This is a genomic window from Streptomyces sp. NPDC048441, from assembly GCF_043200235.1.
GTDB lineage: Bacteria > Actinomycetota > Actinomycetes > Streptomycetales > Streptomycetaceae > Streptomyces.
In genome coordinates this window covers 31,250-51,521 of record NZ_JBICXM010000006.1, presented here as the reverse complement: position 1 = coordinate 51,521, position 20,272 = coordinate 31,250, and the positions used below count along the sequence as shown (strand labels likewise).

Genomic DNA, 20,272 nt, shown 5'->3' with positions numbered 1-20,272 from the left:
TGAAGCAGGGCGTCGCCGCCGTGGAGACGGCCAACACGGACATTGTTGACGTAACGGCCACGGTCAAGACGGTTCCGTAACCGGACCGGGGGGGGGGGGGGCCCCCCGCCGGGGGGGGGGCGCCCCACACCGCGTACATGCTCCCGCAACCCCGCGGCCACAGCTCGATAACGGAGCGGACAGAAGGGTTCTTATGTCAGGTCTACGCGCGTTACGCTGCGGCGAAATCAGCGCCAGGTGAGGCGCTCGTACGTGCTTGTGCTTGCTTGTACATAAGGAGTTCCTCTCTATGCGCCGGGTTTCCCGAATAGCCGCAGCGGGCATTGCGACCGCCGCACTCGCCGTCTCCGCCACCGCCTGCGGTGGCACGTCCAGCGATGCCGCCGGTTCCAAGAGCGACGGCAAGGGCAAGGGCGTCGCCATCGCGTACGACGTCGGTGGCAAGGGCGATCAGTCCTTCAACGATGCCGCGACCGCCGGTATGGACAAAGCCGCCAAGGACCTGAAGATCGGCAAGAAGGCCGTCGAGCCGACGGACGGCGAGTCCGACGCCGACAAGGCCCAGCGCCTCACCGAGCTGGCCAAGCAGGGCTACAACCCGGTGATCGGCATTGGCTACGCCTACGCGCCCGCCGTGAAGGAAGTCGCCGCGAAGTTCCCGAAGGTCAGCTTCGGCATCGTCGACGACGCCACCATCAAGGCGGACAACGTCTCCGACCTGGTCTTCAACGAGGAGCAGTCCTCGTACCTGGCGGGCGTCGCCGCGGCCAAGGCCAGCAAGAAGAAGAGCGTCGGCTTCATCGGCGGCGTGAACAACATCCTGATCCGCAAGTTCGAGGCCGGCTTCGTCCAGGGCGTCAAGGACACCGACAAGTCGATCAAGATCCAGCGCCAGATGGTCACCGAGAAGGCCGAGGACGGCGGCTTCTCCAGCCCCGACAAGGGCAAGGAAACGGCCAACGGCCAGATCGAGGGCGGCGCGGACGTGGTCTACCACGCGGCCGGTCTCTCCGGTCAGGGCGTCATCGAGGCAGCCGCCGCCGAGAAGATCTGGGTGATCGGCGTCGACTCCGACCAGTACAAGCAGAAGGCGCTCGCCAAGTACAAGAAGTACATCCTCACTTCGGCGACCAAGGACGTCGCCGGAGCGGTGTACAACCTGACCAAGTCGGTCCAGGATGGCAACGCCAAGGGTGGCGTGGTCCGTGCGGACCTGAAGTCCGGCGGCGTCGCGCTCGCCGACTCGAACCCCGAGTACCAGAAGATGAAGGACCTCAAGGCCGCCGTGAAGAAGGCCGAAGAGGGCATCGTCAGCGGCAAGATCAAGGTCAAGACCACACTGTGAACCGGACGGCGCGGTGACCAGGACCGCGCTGTAACCGCGAAGTCACGGCCGCGGAACGGGGTGTGGGGGACGATGGTTCCCCCGCGCCCCGTTCGCGCGGCCCACTGCCCAACTCCCGTCGAACCAGGGGCGCTACGCGCGTAGGTGGCCCCTTTCCTGAGGATTCCCGAGGAGAGTGCGCCATCGACGCGTCCACCCACCCCGACAAGGACAAGACCACCGCCCAGGCCGTTGCCGTGGAACTCACCGGCATCACCAAGCGTTTCCCGGGCGTCGTGGCCAACCATGACATCGCCCTGAGTGTCCGCAAGGGCACCGTGCACGCCCTCGTCGGTGAGAACGGCGCGGGCAAGTCGACCCTGATGAAGATCCTCTACGGTATGCAGAAGCCGGACGAGGGCACCATCTCGGTCGACGGCACCCAGGTCACCTTCGCCAGCCCCGCCGACGCCATCGCGCGCGGCATCGGCATGGTGCACCAGCACTTCATGCTGGCCGACCAGCTGACCGTCCTGGAGAACATCGTTCTCGGCAGCGAGAAGCTGCACGGCATCGGCGGCGCGGCCCGCCGCAAGACCGTGGAGATATCCGAGCGGTACGGCCTCGGGGTGCGCCCCGACGCGATGGTCGAGGACCTCGGCGTCGCCGACCGGCAGCGCGTAGAGATCCTCAAGGTCCTCTACCGCGGCGCCACCACGCTCATCCTGGACGAGCCCACGGCCGTACTCGTACCGCAGGAGGTCGACGCGCTCTTCGACAACCTGCGCGAGCTGAAGTCCGAGGGCCTGTCCGTCATCTTCATCTCCCACAAGCTGGGCGAAGTCCTGTCCGTCGCCGACGACATCACCGTCATCCGGCGCGGCACGACCGTCGGCACGGCGATCCCGTCGGAGACGACGCCGCGCCAGCTCGCCGAGCTGATGGTCGGCAGCGAGCTGCCCACACCGGAGACGGCCGAGTCGACGGTCACCGACCGCGCGATGATCGAGGTCAAGGAGCTCAAGCTCCTCGCCGACGGTGAGTCCGGCCGCGCTCTCCTCGACGACATCTCCTTCACCATCCACGAGGGCGAAGTCCTCGGCCTCGCGGGCGTCGAGGGCAACGGCCAGACCGAGCTGATCGACGCGCTCATCGGCCTCAAGGGCGCCGACTCCGGCGTCATCCGCATGGCGGGCGACGACATCACCGCGCAGCCCACCCGCAAGCGGCGCGAGGACGGCATCGGGTACATCCCCGAGGACCGCCACCGCCACGGCCTCCTCCTGGAGTCGCCGCTCTGGGAGAACCGCATCCTCGGTCACGTCACCGAGAAGCCCAACTCCCGTGGCAAGGGCGGCTACTGGCTCGACATCAAGGGCGCCCAGGAAGACACCCGGCGCATCGTCGAGGCGTACGACGTCCGCACCCCCGGCATCGACGTGACGGCCGCGTCCCTCTCCGGCGGCAACCAGCAGAAGCTGATCGTCGGCCGCGAGATGAGCCACAAGCCCCGCTTCCTGATCGCCGCCCACCCCACCCGTGGTGTGGACGTCGGCGCGCAGGCCCAGATCTGGGACCAGATCCGCGAGGCACGGCGCGAGGGACTCGCCGTCCTGCTCATCTCCGCGGACCTGGACGAGCTGATCGGCCTCTCCGACACCCTCCGCGTGATCTACCGCGGGCGGCTCGTCGCCGACGCCGACCCGGCCACCATCACGCCGGAGGAGCTCGGTTCGGCGATGACCGGCGCGGCCTCGGGCCACCTCGAACACGTAGAAGAAGGCCGCGAAGCCCCGGAGGACGAGGCCCGATGAAGAAGTTCGACAAGGAGCGCGTGCTCCTCGCGGTGGCCGGACCGGTCATCGCCCTCATCGCGGCCGTGGCGCTGACCTCGGTCGTCCTGCTCGCTTCGGGCAAGAGCCCGATCGAGCCGTACACCCTGATGTTCGAGCAGGCCACCTTCTCCGACATCCAGGTCCTGATCATCAATCAGGCCGGCATGTACTACCTGGCCGCCCTCGCGGTCGCCGTCGGCTTCCGGATGAACCTCTTCAACATCGGTGTGGACGGCCAGTACCGCCTCGCCGCGATGGCGACGGCGGTCGTCGGTGCGCACGTCGCACTGCCCGCCCCCCTCCAGATCCCGCTCCTGATCCTGGTCGCCATGCTCACCGGCGCCTTCTGGGCCGGTATCGCGGGCATCCTCAAGACCACCCGCGGGGTCAGCGAGGTCGTCGCGACGATCATGCTCAACGCGATCGCGACGAGCGTCATCGGCTATCTGACCCTCACCGAGAACTTCGGCGTCCCGGTCGGCAACAACCAGACCACCGGCGTGATGTCCAAGTCCGGCTGGTTCCCCGGCATCAGCATGGGCGAGTCCGGCGAGATCTACGGCTTCGTCGTCATCGCCGCGCTCGCGGGCGTCCTGTACTGGCTGATCCTCAACCGCACCCGCTTCGGCTTCGACCTGCGCGCCACCGGCGCCTCCGAGTCGGCCGCCGCGGCCAGCGGTGTGAACGCCAAGCGCATGGTGCTCAGCGCGATGCTGATCTCCGGCGCGGTCGCGGGCCTCGCGGGGATGCCGATCCTGCTCGGCGACGTCCACACCTACAGCCTCAGCTTCCCCACCGGACTCGGCTTCACCGGCATCACCATCGCCCTGCTCGGCCGCAACAACCCGGTCGGCATCGCCTTCGCCGCCCTGCTCGTCGCCTTCCTCGACAAGGCGTCGCCCGCTCTCGACTACGCGACGCCGGTCGCGTACGACAAGGAGATCGCGGTGATCATGCAGGGCCTCATCGTGATCGCGGTCGTCGTCTCGTACGAGGCCGTACGCCGCTGGGGGCTCCGTCGCCAGCAGCAGCGCGTCGGCGAGGAACTGGCCGCGGCAGCCCGCGCCAAGGGCAAGGGCAACGGCAACAACGACACAGTGAAGGAGGTGGCTGCCCGATGAGCTCGGCAACCGTAGCCAAGCCCCCGGCCAAGCAGCCCGCGCCGGGCCGCCGCCGCATCACGCTCCCCGTCCTGCTGCTCGTCATCGCGGGCGTCCTCGTCCTGACGTCGGTGGTCCGCCTGATCACCGACGCGGACGGCATCACCTCCACAGGGCAGATGTCCACGGCCCTGCGCCTCGCCGTGCCGATCGGCCTCGCGGGCCTCGGCGGCCTGTGGGCCGAGCGCGCGGGCGTCGTCAACATCGGCCTCGAAGGCATGTTGATCCTCGGCACCTGGTTCGGCGCGTTCGCCGGTTACCAGTGGGGCCCGTGGGTCGGCATCATCTTCGGCATACTCGGCGGCGCGCTCGGCGGACTGCTGCACGCGATCGTCACGGTCACCTTCAACGTCAACCACATCGTCTCCGGTGTGGCCCTCAACATCCTTGCCCTGGGCGCCACTCGCTACCTCTCCACCTTCGCCTTCGAGGGCAAGGAAGGCGGTACGTCGAAGCAGTCGCCGCCCGTCGACTCGCTGGGCAGCTTCTCCGTCCCAGGGCTCTCCGACTGGCTGCAGGATCTGAACGAGAAACACTGGTTCCTCGTCTCGGACCTCGCGGGCCTGCTCGGCGGCCTGTTCACCGACCTCTCCCCGCTCACCGTCATCGCGGTCGCGATGGTGCCGCTGAGCTGGTGGGTCCTGTGGCGTACGTCGTTCGGTCTGCGCCTGCGTTCCTGTGGCGAGAACCCGGTCGCGGCGGAGTCGCTCGGCGTCAACGTCTACAAGTACAAGTACCTCGCGGTGATCATCTCCGGTGGCCTCGCGGGCCTCGGCGGCGCGTTCCTGTCCCTCGTCGGGTCGAACATCTACCTCGAGGGCCAGACCGGCGGGCGCGGCTACATCGGCCTCGCCGCCATGATCTTCGGCAACTGGATGCCGGGCGGCCTCGCGCTCGGTGCCGGTCTGTTCGGTTACACCGACAGCCTGAAGCTCCGGGGCGGCGGCACGAACGTCCACGCGCTGCTGCTGCTCCTCGCGATCCTGCTGGTCATCGGCGCGATCTACCTCGTATGGCGCAAGCGTTACGTGCCCGCGGTGATCACCGCGGCCGTCTCGGCGCTGATGTTCGCGTGGTACGGCTTGACCGACGAGGTCCCCAACCAGGTCGTCACCGCGACGCCGTACGTCGTCACGCTGCTCGTGCTCTCGCTCTCCGCCCAGCGGCTCCGGATGCCGAAGGCGAACGGCCAGCCCTACCGAAAGGGTCAAGGAACGTGACCGATACCGACTGGGACGCGCTGCGGGATGCTGCGCGCGAGGCCATGTCCCGTGCGTACGCCCCCTACTCAGGCTTCCCGGTCGGTGCCGCGGCCCTCGTGGACGACGGCCGCACGGTATCGGGCTGCAACGTGGAGAACGCGTCGTACGGCCTCGGGCTGTGCGCCGAGTGCGGCCTCGTCTCCCAGCTCCAGCTGACCGGGGGCGGCCGACTGACGCACTTCACGTGCGTGGACGGCAAGGGCGAGATCCTGATGCCGTGCGGCCGCTGCCGCCAGCTGCTGTACGAGTTCGGGGGCGGGGCCCTGTTGCTCGAGACCGCGTCGGGCATCCGGACGCTGGGGGACATGCTGCCGGACGCGTTCGGTCCGCAGCATCTCAACTGACGTACGGCCCCTGCCTGTTGCTCCGTGACGGGCGGGGGCCGCCTTCATCTCAGGGCTCTATGCGCGTAGAGTCGAGCTCACCGTTTTAGGTACAAAGAGGGGTTATGCCATGGACGTCATCTCTGTCATCCGGACGAAGCGGGACCGCGGCGAGCTGAGCGATGAGCAGATCGACTGGGTCATCGACGCCTACACGCGCGGCGTGGTCGCCGACGAGCAGATGTCGGCCCTCGCGATGGCGATCTTGCTGAACGGCATGAACCGCGGTGAGATCGCCCGCTGGACTGCCGCGATGATCGCCAGCGGCGAGCGCATGGACTTCTCGTCCCTCTCCCGCCCGACCGCCGACAAGCACTCCACGGGCGGCGTCGGCGACAAGATCACGCTGCCGCTCGCGCCGCTGGTCGCGGCGTGCGGAGCCGCGGTTCCGCAGCTGTCGGGCCGGGGCCTCGGCCACACCGGCGGCACGCTGGACAAGCTGGAGTCGATCCCGGGCTGGCGCGCGCTGCTCTCGAACGAGGAGATGCTGTCGGTCCTTGACGGTGTCGGCTCGGTCATCTGCGCGGCGGGCGACGGCCTCGCCCCGGCGGACAAGAAGCTGTACGCGCTGCGGGACGTGACGGGCACGGTGGAGGCCATCCCGCTCATCGCCTCCTCGATCATGTCGAAGAAGATCGCCGAGGGCACGGGCTCGCTGGTCCTCGACGTGAAGGTCGGCACGGGCGCCTTCATGAAGACGCTGGAGGACGCGCGTGAACTTGCCTCCACGATGGTGGGTCTCGGGACGGACCACGGCGTACGCACGGTGGCGCTGCTCACGGACATGTCCACGCCGCTCGGCCTGACGGCGGGCAACGCGCTCGAGGTCCGCGAGTCGGTCGAGGTCCTCGCCGGGGGCGGCCCCTCCGACGTGGTCGAGCTGACCCTCGCCCTGGCGCGGGAGATGCTGGACGCGGCGGGCCTGAAGGACGTCGACCCGGCGAAGGCGCTGGCCGACGGGTCGGCGATGGATGCTTGGCGCCGGATGATCGCTGCCCAGGGGGGCGACCCTGATGCGGCGCTTCCCGTTGCCCGCGAGACCCATGTCGTCACCGCGCCGTCGTCGGGTGTGCTTACTCGCCTCGACGCGTACGACGTCGGTGTCGCCGCGTGGCGGCTTGGCGCGGGGCGTGCGCGTAAGGAGGACGTGGTGCAGGCGGGGGCGGGGGTGGAGCTCCACGCCAAGCCGGGCGCTCAGGTCCGCGCGGGGGAGCCGTTGATGACTCTGCACACGGATACTCCGGAGCGGTTCCAGTACGCACTGGAGTCGGTGGCGGGGTCCTTCGACATCGCCACCGAGGGTACGGAGTTCTCGGCTGCGCCGATCGTCCTGGACCGCATCGCGTAGGGGAAGGGGCTTCGCCCCCTGGACCCCCGTACAAGATGTCCTCAAACGCCGGACGGGCTGGATACATCCAGCCTGTCCGGCGTTTGAGGACGAACTCGGCGAAGCCGGTGATGACGGCAGGCAAGGCCCCCGCGCCAGCGGGTTTTCGGGAAGGGGCGGGGTTGGGGAAAAAGCCCGCCGCAGGCGAACCTACCGATGAGTTCCGGTGCCCAGCCCAGTCATCCCCACATGACCCCAAAGACGACGCCCCCAGACCTGATCCTCACCGGAACCCTCGACCACGAGACCACGCGCCACCTCTGCGAAGCAGCCCGCGCCGCGCTGCAAGCGGCAGAGGCAGATGGCGACGTCCTCGTATGCGACGTGGCAGGCCTCGGCCCGCCCGTCCTCGCCGCGATAGACGCCCTCGCCAGACTCCAACTCACCGCCCGCCGCGCAGGCGGCCGGATCCGGCTGCGGAATGCAGCCCCGGATCTGCGCGAGCTACTCGACCTCGTCGGGCTCCCCATTGAGGTCGAGGTGGGCCGGCAGGCCGAACAGCGGGAACCACCGGGGTGTGTCCAGGAAGCAGTGGAAGCCCGCGATCCGCCCCTCGCCTGAGCTGCCTGAGATCTCGATGACCTGAACCGCCCACGGCGTGAACCCGCCCTTTTCCGGGTCGGGCTTGTAGTGGGCGAAGCCCGGCGTGCCGTTGACGTCGACCGGGAACAGGCGGCTGTCGGCGCAGGAGGCGCCGATGGTCGACATGAAGCCGGTGATGTCGGCGGTGCCCCGCAGCCACAGGTCGAACGGGGGCATCGTCATGATGGCGTCTTCGTGCAGAAGAGCCGTCAGCGCCGCCATGTCATAGCCCTCGAAGGCCGCGACATAGCGCTCCAGCAGCTTCTGCTGCTCCTCGTCCAGCGGATTGGAGACGGCTGTGTCGTCCGCAGGCCCCTCGGCCAGCGTCGCCCGCGCCCGCTGCAACGCACTGTTGACGGAGGCCACCGAGGTGTCGAGGAGCTCGGCCGCCTCGCTGGCCTTCCAGGCGAGGACCTCGCGCAGGATGAGCACCGCCCGCTGCTTGGGCGGCAGTTGCTGAAGGGCCGCGACGAACGCGAGCCGCACCGACTCCTTCGCCACGGCGGCCTCCGCGGGGTCGCTGATGGACGGCAGTACGCGCGCGTCCGGCATCGGCTCGAGCCACACGTTGTCCGGCCGCGGTGTGAGCGCGGCCTGGGCCAGCGGTGCCGCCGCGGTCAGGTCCATGGGGCGGGCCCGGCGGTTGCCCGCGTTCAGCATGTCGAGGCAGACGTTCGTCGCGATGCGGTACAACCACGACCTCAGACTGGAGCGGCCCTCGAACTTCTCGAAGCTGCGCCAGGCCCGCACCATCGTGTCCTGCACCGCGTCCTCCGCCTCGAAGGCCGAGCCCAACATGCGATAGCAGTACCCGGTCAGCTCGACCCGGTGCTTCTCCAGCGTGACGTCCAGCTCCGACGTCGTACCTGCGATGTCCGTCATTCCAACCCACCCCTGCGGCTGCCACGAAATTCCCAGCACCTCGGAAGCTACCGCAGCCCACTGACAACGGCCCCCGGAGTGCGAAAACCCGCAGACGGGAGGGGTTGTCAGTAGGAGCTCAGTGCGCCAGTAGCTCCGTGCGCCAGTAGCTCAGTGCGCCGCCGCGAGCCCCCGCCGCTGCTGTGTCCGCGCCGCGTGCGATCCCCAGAAGGTGATGGACACGACGCCGGTCACCGCGAGAAGCCCCAGGCCCACCGTCCCTGCCCAGCCCCCCGCGTGGAAGGCGACCGCGCCGAGCGTGCCGCCCGCGCTCGAGCCCAGGTAGTACGCGGACTGGTAGAGCGCCGAAGCCTGCGCCCGCCCTGTGGTGGCCGTACGGCTCACGGAGGAGGAGGCGACGGCGTGTCCCGCGAAGAAGCCCGCGGTGATCAGGACGAGCCCGAGCAGCACCATGACCAGCGAGTCGGCGAGGGAGAGCAGCAGCCCGCCCGCCGTCGTGCTCACCGCCAGGTACAGCGCGCCGCGCCTGCCGAGCCGCGTCACCAGCTTCCCCGCGGCGGCCGAAGAGACCGTACCGACCAGATAGACCAGGAAGATCGAGCCGATGATGCCCTGCGGGAGCGAGAAGGGCGCCTCGGTGAGGCGGTAGCCGATCACCGTGTAGACCGCGCCGAACACGGTCATGAACAGCGCCCCGATCGCGTACAGGCGGCAGAGGAGCGGGTTGGAGAGGTGGGTGCGGATGGTCCTGCCGAGGGCCTTGGGATTGAGGGAGCCCGGCGTGAAGTGGCGCGGCGCGGGCAGCAGTGCGCGGAAGGCGAGGGCGCACAGGACCGCCACCACACTCACCACGCCGACCGCCACGCGCCAGCCCCAGGCCTGCGCGACCCAGCCGGTGATGATGCGCCCGCTCATGCCGCCGATCGAATTCCCCGCCACGAACATGCCGATCGCGGCGACCAGCGCCTTGGGCCTGACCTCCTCCGCGAGGAAGGCCATCGCGGACGCCGGAAGACCTGCGAGCGCCGCGCCCTGCACGGCGCGCAGCGCGATGAGCGCGCCGATGGAGGGCGCGAAGGGGACCAGGAGGCCCACGACCACCGCGACGGTCAGCGAGACCGTCATCAGCGTCCGCCGCCCGAACCGCTCGCTGAGTGCGCTCAGGGGCAGTACGAAGAGGGCGAGCGCGCCCGTGGCGGCCGATACCGTCCAGCTCGCCGAGCTCGCGCTGACGCCGAAGTCGGCGGAGACGAGGGGGAGCAGCGCCTGCGTGGAGTAGAGGAGGGCGAAGGTCGCGACACCCGCGAGGAAGAGGGCGAAGCTCATCCGGCGGTAGCCGGGGCCGCCGGGGGTGAGCCGGGAGTCGGCTTCGGTGGGGGACGGGGGAAGGGCGACCGCGTGGGTGGTGGCGGACGCCCCGCTACTGGCAGGAGGCATGTGTCGAACGTAGGCACACATGACTCATCCGTCCAATGCATGGATTGGCCATAATCGTTCCCATGGTGCATGAGCGCAGTTCAGAGCGGCGTCTGTCGCAGAGCAGTTACGTAGGAGACATCGGCGCGGGTGTGTCGTTGCCGGCCGAGCTGACCCCCGGGTCCTGGTCGGCCCTCCTCTCGCCGCGGCTCGCCTACTTCGCCGGGGTCGCGCGCACGGAGCATGTGACGCGGGCCGCGCAGGAGATGCAGGTGCCGCAGTCGACCCTTTCGCGTGCGCTGGTACGCCTCGAACAGGACCTGGGGGTCGATCTGTTCGCGCGGCACGGCCGCACGGTGTCCCTGACCCCCGCCGGCCGTACGTTCCTCGCCTCCGTCGAGCGGGCGCTCGGCGAGGTGGAGCGGGCCGCGGAGTCCGTACGGGCGGACGCGGACCCGGCATCGGGCAAGGTGGCCTTCGGGTTCCTCCACACGATGGGGTCGGAGACCGTGCCCGGCCTGATCCGCGCCTTCCGGGCCGACCATCCCCGGGTCCGCTTCAGCCTCGTACAGAACTACGGGGAGGCGATGATCGAGCGGCTGCGGGCGGGGGAGCTCGACCTCTGTCTCACCTCGCCCGTGCCGGACGCGCCGGACCTCGTGGCCCGCCGCCTCGACGAGCAGCGGCTCCGCCTCGTCGTGCCGGACGATCACCGCCTCGCGGGGCGGAAGCGGGTGCGCCTCGCGGAGGCGGCCGACGAGGCCTTCGTGACCCTGGAGCCGGGGTACGGCCTCCGCCGCATCACTGACGACCTCTGCCAGGAGGCGGGCTTCAAGCCGCGGATCGCGTTCGAGGGGGAGGAGGCGGAGACGCTGCGGGGCCTGGTCGCGGCGGGCCTGGGCGTCGCACTGCTCCCGCCACCGGCCGTGCCGCGCCCGGGAGTTGTGGAACTGACGGTGACGGGGCAGCGGGCGGTACGGGAGATCGGCGTGGCCTGGCTGGACGGCCATCCGGACACACCGCCGGTGGCGGCGTTCAAGAAGTTCTTGCTGGGGCGGAGGGGGCGGCTGCTGCCGGAGTAGCCGACTTCCCCTCAGCCCCGCCTCATCGACTCCCCGAAGCCCGAAGCGAGCGGCATCCGCAGCCCCAGCGGTGGAGGCGCCGCCAACGCGTCCTCCAAGGGGCGCGCGTACGCCTGCCCGAACAGTGAACCCATGACGAAGTTCGAAGCCAGGGCCTGGACTTCGGACTGATGCTGCTGCAACCGGTGACCGTCGGAGTGGACTTCGAACCGGCACACCTCCCGGTTCGCCTTCTTCGCCCGCTCCGCGAGCCGGAACGAAAGCTCGGGATCCGTCCGCTCGTCGTTCGTGCCGTGCACGATGAGCACCCGCCGCCCCGCGAGCTGCTTCACCGGCTCGGGTGGCGCGGCGACATCGTCCTCCGGCAGCCAAGGAGCCATCGCGAGCACCGAGTTGACGGCATCGTGCCCGCCGGACCGCAGCGCCGCCCGGCCGCCCATGTCCATGCCGGCGAGGCAGACGGAGACGTCTCCGTAGAGTCGTAGGACCTCGTCCGCCGCCCACGTCGCGTCCTGAGCCAGCTGCGCCTGCGCACCGTTCCACCCGCGACAGCGGTAATGCACGACGTGCACGGCGAGCCCCTCGGCCCTGCCGTCGTGGGCGAGTCTTCGGCCCAGCGCGCGCACCGCGGTCGCGGCGAACGGGGACGGCTTGCGGGCGGAGGTCTCGTGGCCGCCGGGGAGCAGCAGCACCGCGCCGCTGACCGCCGAGGGCCGCGTGCCGATCACTCTCCCGAGTCTGGCCGCGCGCGCGGAATCGGGCGTCGCTTGCTGTGCCATGACAGAACAGTGTCAGAAGCGATGGTGTACGCCACCCGTCCGCGGGGTCACTGTTACGTATCGACCCGTGAGATCCACCCTGCGATCTACGCGCGTAGGCGCTACAGTGCCGAGATGACGAGCCAGACCACCAAAGCCGGTCAGACGGACCGCGAAACGCCCAGCGCCGAACAGATCCGCCGCTCCCCGAAGGTGCTCCTCCACGACCACCTCGACGGCGGCCTGCGCCCCGGCACGATCGTCGACCTCGCCCGTGAGACGGGGTACGAGGGCCTGCCCGAGACCGACCCCGACAAGCTGGGGATCTGGTTCAGGGAAGCCGCCGACTCCGGTTCGCTGCCGCGCTATCTGGAGACCTTCGCCCACACCTGCGCGGTGATGCAGACGAAGGACGCCCTCAAGCGCGTGGCCGCCGAGTGCGCCGAGGACCTCGCCGAGGACGGCGTCGTCTACGCCGAGATCCGGTACGCCCCCGAGCAGCACCTGGAGCAGGGGCTCACCCTCGAAGAGGTCGTCGAAGCCGTCAACGAAGGCTTCCGGGAAGGCGAGCGGCGCGCGAAGGCCAGCGGCCACCGCATCCGCGTGGGCGCGCTGCTCACCGCCATGCGGCACGCGGCCCGTGCCCTGGAGATCGCCGAACTCGCCAACCGCTACCGTGATCTCGGCGTCGTCGGCTTCGACATCGCGGGCGCGGAGGCGGGCTTCCCGCCCACCCGTCACCTCGACGCCTTCGAGTACCTCAAGCGCGAGAACAACCACTTCACCATCCACGCCGGTGAGGCCTTCGGACTCCCGTCCATCTGGCAGGCCCTCCAGTGGTGCGGTGCCGACCGGCTCGGCCACGGCGTGCGGATCATCGACGACATCCAGGTCGCCGACGACGGCACGGTGAAGCTCGGCCGCCTCGCCAGTTACGTACGCGACAAGCGCATCCCCCTGGAGATGTGCCCCAGCTCCAACCTCCAGACGGGCGCCGCGACCTCGTACGGCGAGCACCCCATCGGGCTGCTCCGCAAGCTGCACTTCCGGGCCACGGTGAACACCGACAACCGTCTGATGTCCGGCACCAGCATGAGCCGCGAATTCGAGCACCTGGTCGATGCGTTCGGCTACACGCTCGACGACATGCAGTGGTTCACAGTCAATGCGATGAAATCAGCGTTCATTCCTTTCGATGAACGCCTGGCCATGATCAATGACGTGATCAAGCCTGGTTATGCCGAGCTGAAGTCCGAATGGCTGTTCCGTCAGACCGCTTCCACCAGGGCTTCTGTCGGTTCTTAGCGGCAATTGAGGCATTGCGGGCACGGCCGGGAACATTAATTCCCGGCCGTGTTTTTTGCTGTTTCGCTGTTTGCGGACTGCCCCTTCACATGTTTACGGTCATGGGCCGCTCAAAGTCCCCTTCATCAAGGACCCATTGACAATGAAGCAGTCTGCCGCCAAGACCCTCGGTGTCGCCGCTCTCGGTGCCGCCTTCGCCGTCGCGGGCGCCGGTGCCGCGAACGCCGCCCCGTCCGTGCCGGACCCCTCGGACACGCTGGGCACCGCCGCCTCGACGCTGCCCCTCGACGAGGTCTCCAAGGCCCTCCCCGCGGGTGGCCCCGAGGCCCTCGCCGCGAGCCAGAGCGCGCTCGGCAGCGGGGTGCAGGCTGCCGAGCCGACCGTGAACAAGCTCGCCTCCGGCGATGCCGGCCCGGTCGCCAGTCTGCTCGGTGGTCTGCCGGTCTCCGACGCCCTTCCCTTGCAGGGGCTGCCGGTGTCGCCGGATGCGCTGCCGCTCGGCTGATCTTTCCTTTCGCGTTCGCGTATGCCTGGGTGAACGCGTACGCCGATGGGGCGCACCCTCTCTCGAGGGTGCGCCCCATCGGCGTACGTACGTATGTGTCAGCTGGCCACGGTCGCGGTCACCAGGCCGCCTGTCGGGCCCTGCCCTCGGTGGGCAGCAGGACCCAGAGTGCGATGTAGAGCAGGAACTGCGGTCCCGGAAGAAGGCACGAGGCCACGAAGATCACGCGCATCGTGGTCGCCGATGTGCCGAAGCGCTTGGCCAGGGCGGCGCACACTCCGCCGATCATCCGGCCGTTCGTGGGGCGGGCAAGGGCGGTCATGGTGGCTCCTTCGTGAACCGTCGGTAGGGCGGTAGGCCGTATGGCGGTAGCCGGTTCGGGGGTGTTTCCCCGATGACTCAAAGCTACGTTCACGAAGCGGGCAAAGCGTCGCTCTACGGAGCGATACCGACCCTGGGAATCGTCGGGGTCGGCCCCTGAAGGGTGTCCTCCCGCAGGAGGGCCGCGCGATGCTCCACGTCAGTACGGCGGCGGAGCCTGGCCCTGACGGCGGGCACCACGGCCAGGTGCGCGAGGGCGACTCCCACGGTGTTCAGGAGCAGCGAGTCGACGTCGACGACCTGTCCTGGGACCCCGGTCTGCAACAGCTCGATGCCGAGCGAGAGGAGTGCTCCCGCGGCGACCGTACGCACCAGCGAACCCAGCGGCGAGACGTGGACCCTCCCACCGGCGAGCGGCAGGAGCATACCGAGCGGGGCCAGGAGCAGCAGGCTGCCGCCTATCTGCCGGGCGGCCTGCATGGGGCCCAGCGCCAGATCCGCCTTGATACCGGCGAACGGCTGCAGGTTCGCCGCGCTGACCCAGGGCACGTCCAGTGGACGCAGCGTGAACCAGCCGACGAGCAGAAGATGCGCGACGAGGAGGAATCCTCCCGCCGCGCGGAAGCGGATGGCGGCCCCGTGGCCGCCCGAGCCTTGACGCACGTCCCCCTAGACGCGTCCAGCGGCAGGATCGGTTCCGCGTGGCGCCTCCCCCGTGCGGGGGCTGGCTTGATCTCGTCCTGCGGGCTCGTGGGTGGGGAGGCCTGCGGCGCCTGTGATGGTTGGGTGGGGGTTACCGGCACGCCCCCGCGCGAGCGCTGCCGACTGCGGGGCAATCGGGCGAGTGGGTGGGAAAGCTTGTTCGGTGCAGGCGAGGCTGCGGGGTGAACCCGTTGCCCCGGCTACGGCACCGTTTCCGTCGGGGGAGCCACCGTGCCTGGCCGTTGGCGCACCGCCGCCGTGCACTCGTAGCGCCGCAGCGCCGCATCTCCGGGGCCGCCCAGGATCACCTCGCGGTCAGCGCCCGCTGCCGCGCTGTCCGCGAACGTACAGACGATCTGGGCCAGGGCGAAGGCGGACAGGTCCTCCGGGGATGTGCTGAAGCGGAGGGTGTCCTCGGGGTCGCCCTTGCCGGGGCCTTCGACGATCGTGCCGCCGCGTACGTCCGTCGCGAAGCCCGCCTGCTTCTCCGGGGACGACGGCGCCCGCGCAAGCTCGTCCAGGAGTGCCTGCGCGATGCGGACGCGGTCGGTCGTCGCCTTCTGCGTGGAGATCCGTACCGATCGGTCGACGGTCACCAGCTGTGCCGCGCAGACCAGGAAGACCTGCACGGGGACCCCGCTGGTCGACTGTGAGGCGATGCTCGAACCGGACATCACGCACGGTACACGGGAGGGGCCGGGGCCGAAGTCCGTCGGCACCTCCGTGGAGCGGATCCCGCACCCGGAGAGCGTCGTCACGGTCAGTGCCGTGGTGAGGAGTGCGGCAGCACGGAGCAGCCTTCGGTGGTTGTTCTTCATTGCGTCTCCCCCTGGCCGGAGTCCTCTTCGTCCTCCAGCAGGCCCGACGGGTCGCGCGGCAGCCACAGTGTGAACACCGCCCCGCCCTTGGGCGAGTTCGCCGCGGTGATCTCCCCGCCGTGGATGTGCGCGTTCTCCAGGGCGATGGAGAGCCCGAGGCCGCTGCCCTCCGAACGCGGCCTGGAAGCGCTCGCCTTGTAGAAGCGGTCGAAGACGTGCGGCAGTACGTCCTCGGGGATGCCGGGGCCCCCGTCGCGTACCGCGATGACCAGCCTCTCGCCCGCCAGGCGTACGGAGACCTCCACCGGCGAACCGCCGTGCTTCAGAGCGTTGCCGATCAGGTTCGCCAGGATCACGTCGAGGCGGCGCGGGTCGAGCCGCACCGTGATGCCGCGCTCCGCGTCGAGTTCGACCGCGTCGAGCCAGGCGCGGGCGTCTATGCAGGCCGTGATCTGATCGGCGATGTCGACCGCGTCCAGGAGGAGGCGGGCCGTGCCCGCGTCGAAGCGGGTGACCTCCATCAGGTTCTCCACCAGGTCGTTCAGGCGGCGGGTCTCGCTGACCACCAGGCGTACGGCCGGTTCGATCATCGGGTCGACCGAGCCGGTTTCCGCGTCGAGTTCCTCCTCGAGGACCTCCGTCACCGCGGTGATCGCGGTCAGCGGCGTACGCAGCTCGTGCGACATGTCGGCGACGAAGCGACGCGACGCCTCGTCACGCGCACTCATGTCGTCGACCTTCTTCTCCAGGCTCTCCGCGGTCCGGTTGAACGTCCTTGAGAGGTCGGCCAGTTCGTCCGTGCCCGAGACGCGCAGTCGCGTGTCCAGTTTGCCCTCACCCAGGCGCCGTGCGGCCACGCCCAAGCGGTGTACCGGCTTCAGTACGGTGGTCGCCGCGGCCTGCGCGAGGAGCGCGGAACCGATGAGCGCGAGCCCCGTGGCGATCGCGAGCGACCAGCCGAGCGAGCTGAGGTCCTTCGCCTCCGGCTCCAGGGACTTGAGCATGTAACCGGTCGGGCCGCCGCCGATCACCTTGGCGCCGCCCACGAGATACGGGGTGCCGTTGTCGGCGGTCCGCTGCCAGTACAGGTGGTACGGGCTCTTGTTGCTCGAGGTGAGCGGCTGTTCTTTGTTCACTGTCTTGCGCAGCGACTTGGGCACGTCGGCGAGCGTGAAGGCGTCCAGGTCGGAGTAGCCGACGATCGTGTCGCCTTCGGAGTTCTCGCCGATCAGGAGCACGCTGTAGCGCTGGCTGCTGTTGGCCATCGTCCCTGCGGCCTGCTGCAGTTCGTCCTGGGTCGGATTGGGCGGCAGCGCGCCGGCGCGGGTCTGCATCTCCTGCTGGAAGTCCTTCAGGGCCGCGTCCTGCGCGCGGGTCAGGACCGCCTCGCGGTTCAGCCAGTACGCGATTCCGGACGCGGTCACGGCGGCGGTGAGCGCCACCAGGCCGAACACCACGACAAGCCGGAGCCGCAGGCTCGTGAAGCGAAGCCCCGCCATTATCGCCTTGCGCGCCGCGGCCCAGCCGCGGAGCTTGTCCTGCGGTTTGGTCACTGAGGAGTGTCCAGCCGGTAGCCGACCCCACGCACCGTACGAATCAGCGTCGGCGAGGACGGCACGTCCTCCACCTTCGCGCGAAGGCGCTGCACACACGCGTCGACGAGCCGGGAGTCGCCGAGATAGTCGTGCTCCCACACCAGGCGCAGCAACTGCTGCCGTGACAGGGCCTGTCCGGGCCTGCGGCTCAGTTCCAGGAGCAGCCGCAGTTCGGTCGGCGTGAGTTGCAGGTCCTCGCCGCTCTTCGTCACGGTCATCGCGGCGCGGTCGATGACGAGCGAACCGAACGTCGCCGCGTCATTGGCCTCGCGCTCACCGCGTCGGAGCACGGCACGGATACGGGCGTCGAGCACCCGTCCCTGCACAGGTTTGACCACGTAGTCGTCGGCGCCGGACTCGAGCCCGACGACCACATCGATGTCGTCACTGCGCGCGGTCAGCAGGATGATCGGCAACTGGTCGGTGCGCCGGATGCGTCGGCAGACCTCGAATCCGTCGATGCCCGGCAGCATCACATCCAGCACGATCAGGTCCGGCCGCTGCTCACTGAGCAGCTTCAGGCCGTCCTCGCCGGTGGCAGCAGTAGCCACCCGATGCCCTTGGCGGGTGAGCGAAAGCTCAAGGGCCGTACGGATGGCGTCGTCGTCCTCGATCAGCAACAGGGAAGGCACGGACGTCATTCTGTCCCATGACATGGGCACAGTTCGACTCTTGGAGAGCTCCCACACTTCTCCCCTACACATGGAACCGCTGTTGCAGGCCTGTGACAGTCGGCGGACACCGTCATGAAGTGGGGCGGGCAGAGTTTTGCTCACACGGAAGAAGACAGACTCCACCGACGGGGGGCGCGAGATGAACACACTGCAAAGCACCAGCTCAAGCGCAGTAATCACGCGTCTCCACGACGTGGTGCGGACTGCCGAGAGGCACGAGAAGTCCGGTGCCGTGAGCGGGCGGGGGTGCGCTCGCGGCACCGGGCGTCAGCACACCGCGTACATGACGGTGGTTGACACGTTCCGGGGGGAATCCGACGGGGGGGCTCACGGGGGAGCCGCGTACAGGGAGGACACGGGGGAGCGCACCTCAGCGTCGGAGGCGGAGTTCACCGCCTACGTCCAGGAGCGTCGTGCCTCCCTGTACGCAACCGCCTACCACCTGACCGGTGACCGGTTCGAGGCCGAGGACCTGCTCCAGAGCGCCCTCTTCTCGACGTACCGGGCATGGGACAGGATCAGTGACAAGGCCGCGGTCGGCGGATATCTCCGCCGCACCATGACCAACCTGCACATCAGCGCCTGGCGGCGCCGCAAGCTCAACGAATACCCGACCGAGGAGCTGCCGGAGACGGTGGGCGACACGGACGCGATGCGCGGCACGGAACTCCGTGCGGTTCTCTGGCAGGCCCTGGCCCGCCTCCCCGAACTGCAGCGGACGATGCTGGTCCTGCGCTACTACGAGGGCCGCACGGACCCCGAGATCGCGGACATCCTCGACATCAGCGTGGGCACGGTGAAGTCCAGCATCTGGCGCTCCCTGCGCCGGCTGCGCGAGGACGACGTCCTCAGCTTCGGCCGTGACCAGGAGGAGTCCTTCGGCGAGTTGGTCGCCTAGGATGCACGGGGGGGGCCGCCGCTCCCGGGGGGAGGCGGCGGTAGCACGGGGGAAGTACGGGGGAAACAAGTAGCAGGACCGGAAGGCCGGGGGGTCTTTCCGGTCCTTCTGCTTTGTGCAGATGGATTTACGTGGCTTTGTGCCCATGGAGTTACGCCGCGCTTCGTACTCGTGGCGTTATGCCGCGTCGGCGCGTGCCTTCACGCAGCGGCCTGCCGCGGCCGAGGCAACGCGTCCAAGCGCCTCGTCCTTCCCGCAGGGGTAGGCCCCAAGGGCCGTCTGCCGGGCCACGATCGCGCGCTCGGCCCGCATTAGCCGCCACCCGCGCCGCAACAGGAACGCCACGGACTTCCGTCCCTCGCGCAGATCCCGCAGCAGCCGTCGCCGGAAGGTGGTGGACGGTCGGCCGCGGAGGCAGATCGCGTCGGCGAGCACGCCGATCTCCCGGCAACGGTCCACGATGTCCGCGGCGAAGATCCCCTCCGCGATGAAGAGGGGGGTGCGCTCGATGTCCATCGCCGACTCGCCCGTACGCGAACTCGTGGCGATGTCGTAGACGGGGACGCGGGTACGTCCCGTACGGCACAGCCGCTCGATCGCGGCGAGGGCGACATCCGCGTCCCAGGACAAAGGAGAGTCCCAGTCGATGTCCGTGCTGTCGGGGACCTGCGGCAGTGTCGGGTCGTGGCCCTCCTTGTAGAAGTCGTCGAGGCAGAGCACCGGCAGCCCGGAGCGGGTGGCGAACGACGACTTGCCTGAGCCGGAGGGGCCGGCGAGCAGCACGACTCGGGTGGGTATCGGGGGATGGGAACTCACGAGAGACCAGTGTGCTGCATTGAGCCGCCCAGGCGACCCGAAGGGTAGGGCTTTGGTGCCTGCATCTCCTCTCAACTACGCTACGTGCGCATCTGATTACTCAAGAGGATTAGGGCGGAACTCATGGCACGGCACGCAACAGCCACCAAGCACCTCTCCCGCGCCCTGCTGCGCGCGGGCCTGACGGTCACCGTCGCGGGCGCGGCGCTCGGCGTCGGCGGCGCGGCCACGGCAAGTGCCGCGCCGGCTGCCGACTCCTCGGCGGCCGACCAGCTGCCGGCGGCCGGTGCCGGGGTGTTGCGGGCGGTCCAGGAGGCTGCCGGGGGCGGGCTCGCGCCCGTCAAGGGGCTGAAGCTCAATCCCCTCGCGGGCACGGGGGTCGACCCGCTGGACAACGCGGTGGGCACCCGGATCGCGGACTTCAAGCCCGTCTCGACGGCGGCGGTGACGGCGCCGCTGACGCAGGGCGGCGGATCGCTGAGCGACCTGCCGGTGGTGGGGCAGGCCGTGGGGCTGCTGCCCGGATAGGCGCGGATAGGCCCGGACAGGCCTGGAAAGTCCGGTTGG

21 protein-coding genes are annotated in these 20,272 nt (G+C 69.4%); 12 read left to right on the top strand and 9 right to left on the bottom strand.

Translation table 11 applies throughout. The annotated features are described in order from the left end of the window. Positions 1-289: 289 nt before the first annotated feature. From ACGFSB_RS16400 to ACGFSB_RS16370, 7 genes are all read left to right on the top strand, one after another. A complete protein-coding gene (locus tag ACGFSB_RS16400; protein WP_393399180.1) occupies positions 290-1,345 on the top strand; it encodes a BMP family protein in 1,056 nt (351 codons plus the stop codon). A gap of 182 nt (positions 1,346-1,527) precedes the next feature. Then, complete coding sequence (locus ACGFSB_RS16395; RefSeq protein ID WP_393400134.1) at positions 1,528-3,138, top strand: ABC transporter ATP-binding protein; 1,611 nt, start codon at positions 1,528-1,530, stop codon at positions 3,136-3,138. After that, positions 3,135-4,280, top strand: a complete 1,146-nt coding sequence (locus ACGFSB_RS16390) for an ABC transporter permease (protein WP_393399178.1) — start codon at positions 3,135-3,137, stop codon at positions 4,278-4,280. The genes ACGFSB_RS16395 and ACGFSB_RS16390 overlap by 4 nt, the downstream gene beginning before the upstream one ends. Continuing rightward, positions 4,277-5,539, top strand: coding sequence for an ABC transporter permease (locus ACGFSB_RS16385; RefSeq protein WP_393399176.1), 1,263 nt, complete (start codon positions 4,277-4,279; stop codon positions 5,537-5,539). The genes ACGFSB_RS16390 and ACGFSB_RS16385 overlap by 4 nt, the downstream gene beginning before the upstream one ends. Further along, entirely contained in the window at positions 5,536-5,925 is a 390-nt protein-coding gene (locus ACGFSB_RS16380) for a cytidine deaminase (protein ID WP_393399173.1), read from the top strand. Before ACGFSB_RS16385 ends, ACGFSB_RS16380 begins: the two co-directional genes overlap by 4 nt. A gap of 109 nt (positions 5,926-6,034) precedes the next feature. Continuing rightward, positions 6,035-7,312, top strand: coding sequence for a thymidine phosphorylase (locus ACGFSB_RS16375; protein WP_393399171.1), 1,278 nt, complete (start codon positions 6,035-6,037; stop codon positions 7,310-7,312). A gap of 195 nt (positions 7,313-7,507) precedes the next feature. Continuing rightward, on the top strand, positions 7,508-7,912 hold the full coding sequence (locus ACGFSB_RS16370; protein WP_393399169.1) for an STAS domain-containing protein: 405 nt from the start codon (positions 7,508-7,510) through the stop codon (positions 7,910-7,912). On the opposite strand, the gene ACGFSB_RS16365 is transcribed toward ACGFSB_RS16370, so the two are convergent. Next, entirely contained in the window at positions 7,796-8,815 is a 1,020-nt protein-coding gene (locus ACGFSB_RS16365) for a sigma-70 family RNA polymerase sigma factor (RefSeq protein WP_393399167.1), read from the bottom strand. The genes ACGFSB_RS16370 and ACGFSB_RS16365 overlap by 117 nt on opposite strands. A gap of 150 nt (positions 8,816-8,965) precedes the next feature. After that, complete coding sequence (locus ACGFSB_RS16360) at positions 8,966-10,252, bottom strand: MFS transporter (protein ID WP_393399165.1); 1,287 nt, start codon at positions 10,250-10,252, stop codon at positions 8,966-8,968. A gap of 62 nt (positions 10,253-10,314) precedes the next feature. On the opposite strand from ACGFSB_RS16360, the gene ACGFSB_RS16355 reads away from it, so the two are divergent. Continuing rightward, positions 10,315-11,313 (top strand): LysR family transcriptional regulator, encoded by a 999-nt coding sequence (locus tag ACGFSB_RS16355; RefSeq protein ID WP_393399162.1) that lies wholly within the window; start codon positions 10,315-10,317, stop codon positions 11,311-11,313. A gap of 11 nt (positions 11,314-11,324) precedes the next feature. Here the strand turns inward: ACGFSB_RS16355 and ACGFSB_RS16350 are convergent, their stop codons facing one another. Further along, a complete protein-coding gene (locus tag ACGFSB_RS16350; RefSeq protein ID WP_393399160.1) occupies positions 11,325-12,092 on the bottom strand; it encodes an alpha/beta hydrolase in 768 nt (255 codons plus the stop codon). Between the two features lie 114 nt (positions 12,093-12,206). Between ACGFSB_RS16350 and ACGFSB_RS16345 the strand changes: the two genes are divergently transcribed. Continuing rightward, entirely contained in the window at positions 12,207-13,376 is a 1,170-nt protein-coding gene (locus ACGFSB_RS16345) for an adenosine deaminase (RefSeq protein WP_393399158.1), read from the top strand. Between the two features lie 142 nt (positions 13,377-13,518). Continuing rightward, positions 13,519-13,881 carry an ATP-binding protein gene (locus ACGFSB_RS16340; protein WP_393399155.1) on the top strand — a complete coding sequence of 121 codons (363 nt, stop codon included), beginning with the start codon at positions 13,519-13,521 and terminating at the stop codon, positions 13,879-13,881. Positions 13,882-13,999: 118 nt separating this feature from the next. Here ACGFSB_RS16340 and ACGFSB_RS16335 read toward each other — a convergent pair whose 3' ends face one another. The 5 genes from ACGFSB_RS16335 to afsQ1 all read right to left on the bottom strand — a co-directional run bounded on the left by ACGFSB_RS16335 (position 14,000) and on the right by afsQ1 (position 17,949). After that, positions 14,000-14,203, bottom strand: coding sequence for a PspC domain-containing protein (locus ACGFSB_RS16335; protein WP_393399153.1), 204 nt, complete (start codon positions 14,201-14,203; stop codon positions 14,000-14,002). Between the two features lie 113 nt (positions 14,204-14,316). After that, positions 14,317-14,865 carry a VanZ family protein gene (locus tag ACGFSB_RS16330; protein ID WP_393399150.1) on the bottom strand — a complete coding sequence of 183 codons (549 nt, stop codon included), beginning with the start codon at positions 14,863-14,865 and terminating at the stop codon, positions 14,317-14,319. Between the two features lie 239 nt (positions 14,866-15,104). Next, positions 15,105-15,722, bottom strand: a complete 618-nt coding sequence (locus ACGFSB_RS16325) for a hypothetical protein (RefSeq protein ID WP_393399148.1) — start codon at positions 15,720-15,722, stop codon at positions 15,105-15,107. After that, entirely contained in the window at positions 15,719-17,275 is a 1,557-nt protein-coding gene (locus ACGFSB_RS16320; RefSeq protein WP_393399145.1) for an ATP-binding protein, read from the bottom strand. The genes ACGFSB_RS16325 and ACGFSB_RS16320 overlap by 4 nt, the downstream gene beginning before the upstream one ends. Next, the gene (gene afsQ1, locus ACGFSB_RS16315; protein ID WP_393399143.1) at positions 17,272-17,949 is read right to left on the bottom strand and encodes a two-component system response regulator AfsQ1; all 678 of its coding nucleotides are present in this window, start codon (positions 17,947-17,949) and stop codon (positions 17,272-17,274) included. The genes ACGFSB_RS16320 and afsQ1 overlap by 4 nt, the downstream gene beginning before the upstream one ends. Positions 17,950-18,130: 181 nt before the next feature. On the opposite strand from afsQ1, the gene ACGFSB_RS16310 reads away from it, so the two are divergent. Next, a complete protein-coding gene (locus tag ACGFSB_RS16310) occupies positions 18,131-18,889 on the top strand; it encodes a SigE family RNA polymerase sigma factor (RefSeq protein ID WP_393399141.1) in 759 nt (252 codons plus the stop codon). Positions 18,890-19,066: 177 nt separating this feature from the next. Here the strand turns inward: ACGFSB_RS16310 and ACGFSB_RS16305 are convergent, their stop codons facing one another. Then, on the bottom strand, positions 19,067-19,705 hold the full coding sequence (locus ACGFSB_RS16305; RefSeq protein WP_393399139.1) for a uridine kinase: 639 nt from the start codon (positions 19,703-19,705) through the stop codon (positions 19,067-19,069). 123 nt (positions 19,706-19,828) lie between these two features. Between ACGFSB_RS16305 and ACGFSB_RS16300 the strand changes: the two genes are divergently transcribed. Beyond that, positions 19,829-20,233: a hypothetical protein gene (locus ACGFSB_RS16300; protein WP_393399137.1), complete on the top strand. Its 405-nt coding sequence runs from the start codon at positions 19,829-19,831 to the stop codon at positions 20,231-20,233. The last annotated feature ends 39 nt before the right edge of the window (positions 20,234-20,272 follow it).